The 12,776-nt window shown below is 65.6% G+C and carries 11 protein-coding genes; 4 read left to right on the top strand and 7 right to left on the bottom strand.

Features of this window, described 5'->3' with window-relative positions; genetic code table 11:
- Positions 1 to 3: 3 nt before the first annotated feature.
- Positions 4 to 2,073, bottom strand: a complete 2,070-nt coding sequence (locus tag IWX64_RS05225; protein WP_196866107.1) for a S9 family peptidase — start codon at positions 2,071 to 2,073, stop codon at positions 4 to 6.
- 76 nt (positions 2,074 to 2,149) lie between these two features.
- Between IWX64_RS05225 and IWX64_RS05220 the strand changes: the two genes are divergently transcribed.
- The 4 genes from IWX64_RS05220 to IWX64_RS05205 all read left to right on the top strand — a co-directional run bounded on the left by IWX64_RS05220 (position 2,150) and on the right by IWX64_RS05205 (position 5,234).
- On the top strand, positions 2,150 to 3,022 hold the full coding sequence (locus IWX64_RS05220) for a putative RNA methyltransferase (protein ID WP_196866106.1): 873 nt from the start codon (positions 2,150 to 2,152) through the stop codon (positions 3,020 to 3,022).
- A 104-nt stretch (positions 3,023 to 3,126) separates the two neighbouring features.
- Entirely contained in the window at positions 3,127 to 3,606 is a 480-nt protein-coding gene (locus IWX64_RS05215; RefSeq protein ID WP_196866105.1) for an NfeD family protein, read from the top strand.
- Positions 3,607 to 3,688: 82 nt separating this feature from the next.
- Positions 3,689 to 4,624, top strand: a complete 936-nt coding sequence (locus tag IWX64_RS05210) for an SPFH domain-containing protein (RefSeq protein WP_196866104.1) — start codon at positions 3,689 to 3,691, stop codon at positions 4,622 to 4,624.
- A 262-nt stretch (positions 4,625 to 4,886) separates the two neighbouring features.
- Positions 4,887 to 5,234, top strand: coding sequence for an RNA polymerase-binding protein RbpA (locus IWX64_RS05205; RefSeq protein WP_024477045.1), 348 nt, complete (start codon positions 4,887 to 4,889; stop codon positions 5,232 to 5,234).
- 176 nt (positions 5,235 to 5,410) lie between these two features.
- On the opposite strand, the gene IWX64_RS05200 is transcribed toward IWX64_RS05205, so the two are convergent.
- The 6 genes from IWX64_RS05200 to IWX64_RS05175 all read right to left on the bottom strand — a co-directional run bounded on the left by IWX64_RS05200 (position 5,411) and on the right by IWX64_RS05175 (position 12,716).
- Positions 5,411 to 6,157, bottom strand: coding sequence for a polyprenol monophosphomannose synthase (locus tag IWX64_RS05200; RefSeq protein WP_196866103.1), 747 nt, complete (start codon positions 6,155 to 6,157; stop codon positions 5,411 to 5,413).
- A gap of 425 nt (positions 6,158 to 6,582) precedes the next feature.
- Entirely contained in the window at positions 6,583 to 8,241 is a 1,659-nt protein-coding gene (locus tag IWX64_RS05195; RefSeq protein WP_196866102.1) for an amidohydrolase, read from the bottom strand.
- Positions 8,242 to 8,273: 32 nt separating this feature from the next.
- On the bottom strand, positions 8,274 to 11,099 hold the full coding sequence (locus tag IWX64_RS05190; RefSeq protein WP_196866101.1) for a DEAD/DEAH box helicase: 2,826 nt from the start codon (positions 11,097 to 11,099) through the stop codon (positions 8,274 to 8,276).
- Between the two features lie 54 nt (positions 11,100 to 11,153).
- Entirely contained in the window at positions 11,154 to 11,939 is a 786-nt protein-coding gene (gene tatC, locus IWX64_RS05185) for a twin-arginine translocase subunit TatC (protein ID WP_196866218.1), read from the bottom strand.
- A 60-nt stretch (positions 11,940 to 11,999) separates the two neighbouring features.
- The gene (gene tatA / locus IWX64_RS05180; RefSeq protein ID WP_196866100.1) at positions 12,000 to 12,299 is read right to left on the bottom strand and encodes a Sec-independent protein translocase subunit TatA; all 300 of its coding nucleotides are present in this window, start codon (positions 12,297 to 12,299) and stop codon (positions 12,000 to 12,002) included.
- A gap of 75 nt (positions 12,300 to 12,374) precedes the next feature.
- Positions 12,375 to 12,716 (bottom strand): hypothetical protein, encoded by a 342-nt coding sequence (locus IWX64_RS05175; protein ID WP_196866099.1) that lies wholly within the window; start codon positions 12,714 to 12,716, stop codon positions 12,375 to 12,377.
- Between the last annotated feature and the right edge of the window lie 60 nt (positions 12,717 to 12,776).

Here is a 12,776-nt window from a genome sequence, read left to right as displayed (position 1 = left end):
CCATCAGGCCGGCTGGTTCCGCGATGTGGGCAGATAGGTCGCCCACCACTGCAGGATGTGCTCGAACCGCTGCCGGCGATGCCACGGCGATCCTGCCCGCGACAGTTCGTGGGTCTCCCCCGGGAAGACCAACAGTTCGGTGGGCACGCCCCGCAGCTTCAGCGCCGTGTAATAGCGTTGTGCCTGCTCCAGCGGGCAGCGCAGATCCTCCTCCGAATGCACCACGAAGGTGGGGGTCTGCACCTTGTCCACCTGCGCGAAGGGGTTCTGTGCCTTGATCTGCTCCGGATCGGACCCGGTGTACGCGTCGGAGAAGAACCAGCCAATGTCCGACGACCCGACGAAGGATGGCGGGTCAAGGTACCCGCGCTCCACCACTGCCGCAGTGAACCGGTGGTCCTGGGAGATGGTCCACGCGGTCAGGTAGCCTCCATAGGATCCACCCATCACGCCCAGCCGTTCCCGGTCCATCGCCGGGTACTTCTCCAGGGCACCCTCGAGGAAGCCCAACACGTCCTGCAGGTCGACGGTGCCCATGGCTCCCTTGATGACGCGTCCGTGCTCCTGCCCGTAGCCCGCAGCGCCGCGCGGATTGCACATCACCACGGCGTAGCCGGCATCGACGTACACCTGGGCCTCATCAAAGTATCCCCAGCCATACTGGGCGAACGGGCCGCCGTGGATGTTCAGCAGAACCGGATGGGGGCCCTCCCCCGCGGGTTCGAGGACCCACCCGTGCACCGGGTGACCGTCGCTTGCGGTGAAGGTCTCCTCCACCGGTGTGACCACCGTGGTCTGGTCCCGCAGGTCGTTGGAGAAATCGGTCAGCGGGGACAGGGTTCCGCCGGACACCACCGCGACGTCGCCCATGGTGTGCGCGTCGGTATAGGCAGCGACGACCACGTCGCCGGCCGCTGCCGCGCCCGTGATGATCAGCTCGCCGTCGGCAAGCTCCGTCAGCGTTCCATCAGCTGACACCTCCAGGAGGGTTCCCTTCCCCCGGGTGCGGTTGAAGACGAGCACCGAGTCAGCACCGCGGGGCACCATGTCGCCGACCTCCCCGAGGTCGACCGTCTCGGCGTCGGTGAGGGCACGGGCCTCGCCGGGCGCGTCCACCGGAACGACGTAGAGGGCGGTGTTCCTGGCGAGGAAGTCGAGTCCATCCTCGGACAGGTCACTGCCCAGGAAGAAAAGCCATTTCCCGTCGAGGCTTTCCACCGGCCGGTTGCAGCCGAGCCGGGTGCCTGCGCCGTTGTTGGTCAGCCGGGACAGGCCGGTTCCATCCACCGCCATCGAGTGAACGTCGGTGTACAGGGTGGTGTCCGCTTCCGGGTGCAGCGCCGCGGTGAAGAGGATCCGCTGCCCGTCGCGGGAAAACACCGGCTCGTTGTGGTCGGCATTGGCGGTGGTCAGCTGGACCGCGGTGGGGAGACCCTTGGAGCCAGCCCCTGCCGACTCACCAGCCCCCGCCGATCCGCCAGCTGCTTCCGAGCTCTCGGCCGCCTCAGCCTCCTTGGCACGGCCGACCGCTTCCACGAAGGGTGCGGCATCCAGGTCCGGTAGCTCGAGCACAAAAATGTGGTTGCGCTTGTCCACCGAGTAGCCCAGCCCGTTCATGCGGTATTTGAACGTAGTGATCCGGCGTGGGTCTTCAAGACCGGGCCCGACGCCGTCGACGGTTCCGTACCGGCCATGCTCGGGCACCCGTGAGGTGAAGGTGATCTTCGACGAATCCGGCGAGAAACTGAACGCTCCGACGCCCATTTTCTGATCGGTCAAAGGCTGCGGTTCGCCACCGCGGCTGTCCACCATCATCAGCTGTGGCGTGCCGCCTGGGGCTGACCGAAGGAACGCGAGGAGCCGGCCATCGGGCGAGTACTGCGGTGCCGTGTCGCGGAAGCCGCGGGTCAGCCGGCGGGCGACGCCACCGGAGACGGGGAGGTCCCACAGTTGTCCGACGTAGGAGTCGGCCTGGAAATCGGGTCGGGTCACCGAGACGACGCAGTGCTGCGCGTCGGGTGAGAGTGACGGTGAACTTACGGACTGGAGAAGGTTCAGCTCATGTGGTTTCACAGGTTCGAGACTAGATCAGTCATCGGGACTTCCCAATTCGGGCACGTGGGCTCTGTGCCGGCCCTAGGATGAAGGGATGCCTCACCTTCCGGAGAACGTTCTACGCTGCCCTGTGTGCGCGGTGGGGATGGAACTGTCGACAGCGGGCCGGACCCTCGGATGCGCGTCGGGGCACCGGTTCGACGCGGCGAAGCAGGGGTACTTCAACCTGCTCACCGGCCGGGGCACCGCGTTCCAGCCCGATACCGCCGCAATGGTGCAGGCCCGGACCGACTTCCTCGGAGCCGGCCACTACGACCGCCTCCGGGACACGGTATCGGCCCTGGCACAGCGGCAGATCGCTGCACCGCGGGTGATCCTGGACGCCGGAGCCGGCACCGGCTACTACCTTCACGGACTGCGCCGCGGACACCAGGACACCGCCCTGCTCGCCCTGGACATCTCCAAGTTCGCCTTGCGCCGTGCCGCACGGCTTCTCGACGACGACGGCGTCTGCCTCGTCTGGGACGTCTGGCGCCCCCTGCCCATCCAGGATGGAGTGGTCGACCTCCTGACGAACATCTTCGCCCCCCGCAATCCTGAGGAGTTCCACCGCGTACTGCGGCCGGACGGCGTGCTGGTGGTGGTGACTCCCCTGCCCGGTCATCTGGCGGAGATCGCCGACGATGCTGGACTGCTCGAGGTGCCCGAAGACAAGGCCGGCGGGGTGTCCGCCACGCTGGCCGGCTTGTTCCACGAGATTGAGGCGGTGGCTGTTGACTACCAGCTGCGGCTCTCACGAGCCGACGTCTACAACGCTGCCCTGATGGGTCCGGCGGGACACCACCTGGACCCGGTCGGGCTCTCGGCCCGGCTCGCCGGCCTGCCGGAGTGGACCGCGGCAAGCGCTCGTTTCACCGTCCAGGTTTTCAGGAGGTCAGCGGGGAGTGCGACCCTTGCGGATCTATAACAACCGCTCTGCCGGGCCTCCCATCCCTAGGTTTCGCCCCTCCGCTTTGGCATGATGGAGGTACGCAATACGCGCCCAATGGCGCCCTAGCCCGAGGGGAAGACATGTTTGAGTGGCTTATGGAGAACGGCTGGATACTCTGGCTCGTCCTGTTCCTGGGGCTTGCCGCTGTGGAAACCCTGACTCTGGACCTGTTCTTCGTCATGATGGCCATGGGCGCCCTCGCCGCCATGATCAGCACCTTCGTCGGGGCGGCGTTCTTCCTGCAGGTCGTGGTGTTCTGCGTGGTGTCCCTGCTCATGGTGCTGGTGGTCCGGCCGGTTGCCCTGAAACATCTGAAGCGGGGCTCTCCCGAACAACTGAGCAATATTGACCGGCTCATCGGCGAATCAGCGTTGACCCTCGACGTGGTGACCGGGGAATCCGGCACGGTGAAGATCGGCGGGGACACCTGGTCCGCACGGACGGTCGACGGCTCCCTGATTCCTGCCGGCGAACGGGTGGCAGTGTCCCGAATCGATGGGGCTACCGCCCTGATCTCAGCACCCGCCCAGCCGAAAGCCGCCGACTCCGGCGCGGTCTAGGCTCCACCCCCAACCGTCCACTTATCCCAGTGCCACTTACCCGTGACACTGAACCTGTGCCATCAACCTCAAAGGGGAACACATGCCTAGCGACGCAGGGGCAATCGGACTGACAGTCGTCCTGATTGCCCTGATCATCTTCGTCCTGATCGTGCTGGTTAAATCGGTGCGGATCATTCCGCAGGCTCGCGCTGGCGTGGTGGAACGGCTGGGAAAGTACCAGCGGACCCTCCAGCCCGGCCTGACGATCCTGATCCCCTTTGTGGACCGGTTGCTGCCCCTGCTGGATCTGCGCGAGCAGGTGGTGTCTTTCCCACCACAGCCGGTCATCACTGAAGACAACCTGGTGGTATCGATTGACACGGTGGTCTATTTCCAGGTCACCGACCCACGGGCGGCGACCTACGAGATCGCCAATTACATCCAGGCCGTTGAACAGCTGACCACCACCACCCTGCGTAACGTCGTCGGTGGCCTGAACCTTGAAGAGGCGCTGACCTCCCGTGACCAGATTAATGGGCAGCTGCGTGGAGTGCTCGACGAAGCCACCGGCCGGTGGGGCATCCGCGTTTCCCGCGTGGAACTGAAGGCCATCGATCCTCCCCTGTCCATCCAGGACTCGATGGAGAAGCAGATGCGTGCCGAGCGGGACCGTCGCGCGGCGATCCTGACCGCCGAAGGCACCAAGCAGTCCCAGATTCTCACCGCCGAAGGTCAGCGGCAGGCAGCGATCCTCGCCGCGGAAGGTGACGCGAAGGCAGCCATCCTGCGCGCCGACGGTGAGTCCCAGGCCATTCAGAAGGTCTTCGACGCCATCCACAAGGGCAACCCGACCCAGAAACTCCTGGCCTACCAGTACCTCCAGACGCTTCCGAAGCTCGCCGAAGGGTCATCCAACAAACTGTGGATCATTCCCAGCGAGGTCGGAGAAGCGCTCAAGGGAATCGGTAACGTCCTCGGCAACACGACCGCTGACGCTCCCGACGGCGAAAGCACCTCGCCCACCTACACCCCCTAGGAGAACCTCTACCGGGATGTCCCTCGATGGACCCGGGTGAAGGGGGTTCGCCCCACTGATGCCGGCTGGCTAGCCGACCGCTAGCTGGCCGGTTTCTGTTTGGCTGCCACTCCGGCGTATAATTGTGTGTTTGCCGTGGTTTCGCTGCTGTGATCGGGAACAGACTCATATTCCACAGCGTTATGTAGATGGCAGGACGTGGCGGAAAACGCCACACCACCATCCGCCGTCACGGATGCCAAATTGTTGAGTAGGAGAATACATGAGCGATCGTAGCTTGCGCGGAATGCGCCTCGGGGCGCAGAGCATGGAGACAGAATCCGGGGTTGAGCCAGCTCCCCGTCAGCGGGTCGAATACCGCTGCGGAGACGGCGAAAGGGTGTTCGTCACTTTTGCGGCGGAAGCTGACGTTCCACCGGTCTGGGTATCCAAAACCGGCAAGGAGGCGTTGCTTGTCGATGGAGAGCGCCCCGACACCTCAGGCGACAAGCCGGTGCGTACGCACTGGGACATGCTGCTGGAACGCCGCAGCATGGACGAACTGGAGCAGATCCTCCAGGACCGCCTGACCATTCTTCGGGAGCGCCGCGGAGAGCGTCAGTCCGCCTAGAGTGACAGTTACAGCCTGATTCAGGCACACGCTGATTCAGCGCTAACCCTGTTTCAAGCAAGTACTGATTCAGCCGGGTCGGCTGCCATAGGGCAGCAGACCCGGCTTTTTCGTGTTCTAAAAGCCTGGCTTCAAGCCGGCCTTTTAGCCGAGGAGGCTTTTGGCCGAGGACCCGGTCAGCCGGTGATGTTGCTGGGCGCGCCGCGGGTGGTAAGAGCACGCCAGCGGGCAACAATTCCCCACCGGGTGACGTTGCCGATGGCTTCCAGAACAATTCCGCCACTCATCTTCGACGCCCCGAACTCCCGTTCCACGAACGTGATCGGCACCTCGACGATTTTCAGACCCAGTTTGGCAACCCGGAAGGTCATGTCCACCTGGAAACCGTAACCGACCGAATCCACCTGGGCCAGATCGAGTTTCTCGAGGGTCTCGCGGCGGAACGCCCGGTACCCGGCGGTGATGTCCCTGACCTCGATGCCGAGCATGATCCTCGAATAGGTACTGCCGGCCCTCGACAGGAGTTTCCGGCGGCGCGGCCAGTTCACCACAGATCCTCCCGGGACCCACCGGGAGCCGATTACCAGGTCGGCGTCGGCCACCCTCTCGAGCAGCGACTGCAGCTGTTCAGGCCGGTGGGACCCATCAGCATCCATCTCCACCAGGACGTCGTAGCCGGCGTCGAGTCCCCAGGTGAAACCGGCAATGTAGGCGGCGCCGAGTCCCGCCTTGCCCTGGCGGTGCAGCACGTGGATCTGGGGGTCGGCAGCAGCAAGAGTATCGGCAAGGTCACCGGTGCCGTCCGGACTGTTGTCGTCAACCACCAGGACATCCGAGTGGGGTACGGCGCGGCGGAGACGGGAAACCGTCAGGGGCAGCGACTCTATCTCGTTGTAGGTGGGAATGATGGTGACGACTCGCACTCAGGCAACCTTTGGTCAAGTAAGTAGGTGCGCCGCAGCGCACGTCCCGGGGGTCGGAACCAAACGCCCAGTATATTGGATGCCCTCGCAGGACCGAAAAGCCGGTGGGGCCAGGGGGCGCCTCCATGCTTGGGAGGATTCGCTCAATGGTGGGGTAGATTCGCGCGCCTTCGGGCCAGCACGGATCGACAACGATCACAGCTGTTTTCTACTGACGCGCGAATCTACCCATTTCATCACTACCGATACCGCGACACATGACTACCCGTCCAGCGTGGTGGTGGTTGCCTCAGTCATGAGTCGAGTCGGTCCGGTCGGGTCAGCCATGGTGCCTGACTTGGATCAACCCGTTGATTCCACAGCCTACGCGCTGTGGAGTACGTGTCAACAGCCCGCTGACCTGGGGAAACTTCCGTTTCCGCAGGTCAGGACGCGGACCGCAGGGCAGATGGTAATTCGTCAAAACCTTCTGCCCGGTACAGTTGCCGGCCGTGGTGCACCGTTTCGAGGCAGCGCGGATCCGACCCCGTATCGAGAGCGGGCAGCAACGGTGTTCCGGCCCGCGGATCGGTACTCCAGGACTGGACCCGGCTGTCCGCTGTCTGCACCATCAGTTCCTCTACCTCCCAGACCGCGTAGGACGCCGGAGCCCCGGGGACCAACTGTCCGAGGAGGGGATTCCTGGACCCCACGGCCCGCCACCCCGCCCGGGTGTGGGCGATGAAAGCGGCACGGGCGGAGATGCGCTGGGCCGGATTATTGTGCAGGACGGCGGCTCGAAGTGTGGACCACGGGTCGAGCGACGTGACGGGACTGTCGGATCCGAAGCACAGAGGCACCCCCGCCGCAAGGAAACTGGCAAAGGGGTTCATGCCAGCCATCCGGGTGTCGCTCAGCCGCTGGCTGTAGAGGCCGTCAGCGGCGCCCCAGCGGGCGTCGAACGCCGGTTGGGCGCTGACGGTCACGCCGAAGTGAACCAGCTGGGCGATGGCCCCGCTGTCGGCGAGCTCCACGTGTTCCAGCCGGTGGCGGGCCTTCCGGACGTTCTCGATGCCGTGCGCCTCTGCAGCACGGGACAGGCCGTCGAGGACTACGTCCAGTCCGGCGTCCCCGATCACGTGGAATCCGGACTGCACCCCGACGCTCGTTGCAGCGCCCAGATGCGCGGCGACAGCGCCGGCATCCAGGAAGACGGTGCCCTGGTGGGAGTCATCGGCGTAGGGCTGCCTCAACGCTGCTGTGCGGGAACCGATCGACCCGTCAACGTTCAGGTCGCCACCGAGTCCGGCCAGGCGCCCGTCGAAAGTATCCAGGATGTCCCTCAGCTCGGACACCGACCCGACGGCCTGACCCCAGTAGGCCAGTACCTCGGGAAGCAGCTCGTCCTCGGGGCCCTGGCCGAGCCCCAGCAACGCCTGCAGGTCCGCGGTCGGTGAGATGTGCGGTGCGCCCATCTCGGCGACAGCGACGATTCCGTTGGCTGCCGCCTGGCGAAGGGCTGCCCGCTGGTACGTGGACCGTTGGGTGTCATTGAGGTTCCGTGAGGCCAGCCGGGCGGCGACGTGGGCGTCGCGCACCACGAAGCCGTTGTCCCAGCCGTCGAGGGCTGCCAACCCGAGGGCAGCTGCCAGGGAGCCGGAGACCACCGCCGAATGGACGTCCGCGCGCGCCAGGTATACAGGTTTACCGCCGCCGGCCGCGTCCAGCTGCTGTGCCGTCGGTACGGTCCGGTCTGGCCAGCGGGATTCGTCCCAGCCGTGGCCCAGGACCGTGGCCACACCGCTCCGCGCGGCTGCGGCGACCAGGTCCAGCAGTTCGGTGAGGCTGCCGCAGCCTGCCAGGTCAATGGACTCCAGAGCGAGGCCGGTCTCGGTGGTGTGGACGTGGGAGTCGACGAAGCCTGGGGTGATGAGCGCACCGGCGAGGTCGACCACGGTCATCGTCGAATCCGCGAGGGACTCGGCGGCATGCTCGGAGCCGATCCAGGCGACCGTGTCGCCGTCTACCAGCATGGCCGTCGCAAACGGGTCCGCGGCGCTGTAGACGGAGCCGTTGCGGTACAGAACAGGGCGGGGCGGGGTCATGCGTGCTCCAGACAGGTGGTGGAAGGTGATGGTTAGTCGCCGATGGCCGAGTAGGCCACCACGCCGCGACGGATGAGCCCGATGGCATCAATGCATAGCCGCCGCTGACCGCTCGGCAGGTCGTCGATCTTGGCCAGCTGATCGAGCAGGTCGATGACCTGCTTGGTCCACCGGACGAAGTCCCCTGCGGCCAGGTCGGTTCCGCTCAGTGAGGGCTGGAGGGCCTTCCCCCGCGCCCACTTGTACATGGGCCAGACAAGGCCCAGTTCCGGTTCCCCGGTGACGGGCAACCTGAACTGTTCCTCAAGGTCTGTCAGGGTGGACCACTGGCGGACGACGACGTCGATCGAGTGGTCCAGGGTTGCCCCGGGCATTTTCGGGCGCAGTCCACGTTCCTCGCGTTTGGCCTGGTACACGAGGACCGAGGCCAGTGCCGCCGTTTCGGCGGCGTCCAGACCGTCAAAGGCGCCGTGTTCGAGGGAGAGGGCGATCAGGAGGTCCTTCTCGCCATACACCCGGCGGAGTTTGCGGCCGGCCGCGGTGATCGTGGTGCCCGACGGGGTGTTCTGTAGGTACCCGTAGTGGAGCAGGACGTCGGAGACCCGGTCGAAGGTCTTGGCGATGGTGTTGGTGCGCCCACGGATCTGGCCGGTCAGGCGGTCGGTCTCGCGGCGAAGCTTCCACCACCGTTCGGCCCACCGGGCGTGCTGTTCCCGGTCGCTGCAGCCGTGGCAGGGGTGTGCCCGGAGTTTCCGGCGCAGCCCCGTGATGGCCGCCTCCTGGCGATCAGTGGCACCGGAGTGGAAACCGTCCTGGGGCCCCGCGCCACGGCGGGGCGGGCGTTTCTCGTGCAGCGCATTGCGGAGCGAGGAGCTCAGGTCGCGCCGGTCCTTCGGGCTGCGGGCGTTGAAGTTCTTGGGGATCCGAATGTGGGAGAGCACGTCCAGTGGTCCGGTGAGGTCCTGGACCCCCACCCGTCGGATCTGTTTGTCCTCGGTCAGCACGGTGGGCCGTGGCTCCCTGGAGGTGTCGGGGCTGAGGACCACTGCGTACCCCTGGACCCGCCCGGCCGGGACGTCGATGACATCTCCGGGCCGCAGCATTTCCAGCGACGATGCGGCGGCCGACCGGCGGTCTCGGGATGTTGCTTTCGCGGCGAGGTTCTCCAGGTCCGACAGTTCCCGGCGCAGCTTCGAGTACTCGGTGAAGTCCCCCAGATGGCAAGTCATCGACTGTTCGTAACCCTTGAGGGACTCCTCACGGGTCCGCACCTGCTTCGCCAGCCCCACCACCGAGCGGTCTGCCTGGAACTGGGCGAACGAGGTTTCGAGGATTTCGCGGGAGCGGTCCTGCCCAAACTGGGCGAGCAGGTTGATGCTCATGTTGTAGGTAGGTCGGAAGCTCGAATTCAGCGGGTAGGTGCGCCGGGACGCCAGGCCGGCCACCGCACCGGGATCGGTGCCGGGCTGCCAGAGCACGACGGCGTGGCCCTCCACATCGATGCCCCGGCGACCAGCGCGGCCGGTCAGCTGGGTGTACTCCCCCGCCGTCACGTTCACGTGTGCCTCGCCGTTGAACTTGTCGAGCTTCTCCAGCACCACGGACCGGGCAGGCATGTTCACACCGAGCGCCAGGGTTTCGGTGGCGAAGACGGCCTTCACGAGCCCCTTGGCGAACAGCTTCTCGACTACTTCCTTGAAGGTGGGCAGCATCCCGGCGTGGTGGGCGGAGAAGCCGCGGATCAATCCCTCCCGCCACTCCCAGAAGCCGAGCACCGCAAGGTCCTCGGGCGGCAGGTCGACTGCCGCCTCATCGACCCGGAGGCTGATAATCTCCCGTTCGGCCTCAGTGGTGAGCCACAGGCCCGCGTCGAGACACTGGCTGACCGCCGCCTCGCAGCCGTTGCGGGAAAAGATGAACGTGATCGCCGGGAGCAGCCCGTCCTTGTCCAGCGCGCTGATCACCTGGGGGCGGCTGGCACGCCTGACACGGGATGCGGCCTGCGGTGGCCGTTTCGCCGGTCCCCTCCCCCTCCGTGAGCCACCGCCGGCTCCCCAGCTGGCTCGCTGGGTCAGCCGGGTTTCCGAGCTGGCCAGTTCCAGGAGTTCGGGGTTGACCTCGTACCGGTCCTGCGCGCCGGACTCGGCTCCAGCGGGGGCGGCCTCATCGAAGGCCACCTCCCCAGCGAACAGGTCCAGGAGGTTCTGGCCCACCATGACGTGTTGCCAGAGGGGAACGGGGCGGTGCTCGGAGACCACCACGTCGGTGTGGCCCCGCACGGTGTCCAGCCATGCCCCGAATTCCTCGGCATTGGACACCGTCGCGCTCAGTGACACGAGCCGGACCTCGGAGGGCAGATGGATGATCACTTCCTCCCACACGGCTCCACGGAACCGGTCCGCAAGGTAATGCACCTCGTCCATCACCACGTAGCCAAGGTCGTCCAGGGTGTCAGAGTTCGCATACAGCATGTTCCGCAGCACTTCGGTGGTCATGACGACGACGGGGGCATCCGGGTTGATCGTCGTGTCGCCGGTGAGCAGACCCACCCGACCCGTGCCATAGACGGCGCACAGTTCCGAGTATTTCTGGTTACTGAGGGCTTTGATCGGGGTGGTGTAGAACGCCTTCAGGCCCTTCTCCAGAGCCAGGTATACGGCGAATTCTCCAACGACCGTCTTGCCGGCACCGGTCGGCGCCGCGACCAGCACACCCCGACCCGCTTCAAGGCAGACACAGGCGTCCCGCTGAAACTGGTCCAGGTCGAATCCCAGCGTCTGCTCGAACGCGAACAGCGCGGTTGCTGAGTGCGCGGTGCGCGCCTGTGCTAGCTGGTACCGCTCGGCGGGGGAGGTCATGGTTCAAGCCTAATCTGTCCCGGCTGGCGGGTTTGCACCGTCCGACCCGGGCGCCTACAGCTCGTCGATGGGTGCTGCGGTGTCGGCGTTGGCTTCCACTTCGGCGTCCTGGGCTGCCCTCCGGCGGTCACGCCGCTTGTCGTTCAGGAGGCACAGCATGATGGCGATGAAGAAGAGCACCACCATCGGGGCCGCCAGGTAGAGCATGCCGAGCGCATCGCCGCCGGGTGCTGCCATGGCGGCGAAGACGCAGATCAGGAAGACGGTGATCCGCCAGGCTTTGAGGATCTGCCGACCGGTGAGGATTCCCACCAGGTTCAACCCGAACAGCACCACCGGGAGCAAAAAGGCGATCCCGAATGCCAGCATGAGGCGCAACACGAAGGTGATGTATTCGGTGACGAGGATGAAGTTCGAAAACCCGCTGGGGGTGAAATCGGTCAGTACCCGGACCGCGTTGGGTAGTACCAGCCAGGCGAGGTAGATCCCCGCCAGGAACAGGGGCACCGCGACGGCGATGAAGGACAACGCCACCCGGCGCTCCTTCGTTTTCAACCCGGGGGTAATGAAGGCCCACAGTTGATACAGCCAGACCGGGCTCGCCAGGATGATTCCGATGAAGACCGAGATCTGAACGAGCAGGTCGAACGGCGAGGCGACGCCGGCGAAGTTCAGGACCGCTTCCCTGCCCTCGCGGGCGTTGATGTCCAGAATGGGCTGGGACAGCGCGGTGAGGACAGGGTTGTAGATAAAGAACCCCACCACCGTCCCGAGGACCAGCGCGATCGCCGATTTGATCAGGCGGTTCCGGGCTTCCAGCAGGTGCTCCCGGAGAGCCATCCGCGCCTCGGGGTTGGATTTGCGACCTCTGCCGCGCACCTTCAGCACCGCCAGCTCACCCTAGGGTGTACGTGATGTCGGATCGGCTGGACCCGGCGGGTTGTTCGTTCCGGGCGCGGCTGGCCCCTGCTGGTCGGGGTGGTCCGACCGGGTGCGTGCTGGCGGGACGACTCGACCCTCGACGGGTGCGCCGTCGTCGGCTGTCTCGGAGGGACCGTCGTCTTTCATTTGCTTCACCTCGGACTTGAAAATCCGGAGCGACTGGCCAACGCTGCGGGCCAGCCCGGGTAGCTTGGGCGCTCCGAAAAGCAGCAGTGCGACAACCACAATGACAACTAGTGCCCAGCCTTCAGGTCTCATGACGAAATCCTTTCATAGTTCTTGCCAGGGCAATTCCCCCCGGGGCGACCCTCTGATCCTGCCCGGACCGGGGTTCTAAACATGCGGGAGATCTCTCAGGCTGACCGGTTGGGAACGGTTCACCCGGCGGTGTACCCGGCGTTCCCGGCGTGCCGCGACCCGCAGGGCCTTCCCTGCCGCCCGCTCGTCCCTGACGTCCGCCGGGTCCCTGAATACGGCCAGCGGCACAGGTTCCCGGACAACCTCGTCCAGGCTGGCCGCGGGAGTGGTCGACCGGTCCAACACCTCACCGGCGTGCTCCACCTCTTTGAGGAGGGCTTTCACCTTCCGGAAGAGGTAATACCCGAGCGCGACAAGAACCAGGAGGGTCAGCGCAAGCAGCGCCACCCAGATCACAATCCACGTCCACCAAGGCATGAATCAAGTCTAAGGGAGTCCCGGCCGTCGCGGGGACAACGGTGCCGGGCCCTCGCGGGC

The organism is Arthrobacter sp. CAN_A212, from assembly GCF_015752345.1.
Lineage (GTDB): Bacteria > Actinomycetota > Actinomycetes > Actinomycetales > Micrococcaceae > Arthrobacter_D.
This window is presented reverse-complemented; position numbering and strand designations above follow the sequence as displayed.

Bases quoted from the DNA above. Each gene is read 5' to 3' on its own strand.
- IWX64_RS05220 (WP_196866106.1), top strand. From the start codon at position 2,150: ATGCCTCACCTTCCGGAGAACGTTCTACGCTGCCCTGTGTGCGCGGTG.
- IWX64_RS05215 (WP_196866105.1), top strand. From the start codon at position 3,127: ATGTTTGAGTGGCTTATGGAGAACGGCTGGATACTCTGGCTCGTCCTG.
- IWX64_RS05210 (WP_196866104.1), top strand. From the start codon at position 3,689: ATGCCTAGCGACGCAGGGGCAATCGGACTGACAGTCGTCCTGATTGCC.
- IWX64_RS05205 (WP_024477045.1), top strand. From the start codon at position 4,887: ATGAGCGATCGTAGCTTGCGCGGAATGCGCCTCGGGGCGCAGAGCATG.
- IWX64_RS05195 (WP_196866102.1), bottom strand. From the start codon at position 8,241: ATGACCCCGCCCCGCCCTGTTCTGTACCGCAACGGCTCCGTCTACAGC.
- IWX64_RS05190 (WP_196866101.1), bottom strand. From the start codon at position 11,099: ATGACCTCCCCCGCCGAGCGGTACCAGCTAGCACAGGCGCGCACCGCG.
- tatC (WP_196866218.1), bottom strand. From the start codon at position 11,939: ATGGCTCTCCGGGAGCACCTGCTGGAAGCCCGGAACCGCCTGATCAAA.
- tatA (WP_196866100.1), bottom strand. From the start codon at position 12,299: ATGAGACCTGAAGGCTGGGCACTAGTTGTCATTGTGGTTGTCGCACTG.
- IWX64_RS05175 (WP_196866099.1), bottom strand. From the start codon at position 12,716: ATGCCTTGGTGGACGTGGATTGTGATCTGGGTGGCGCTGCTTGCGCTG.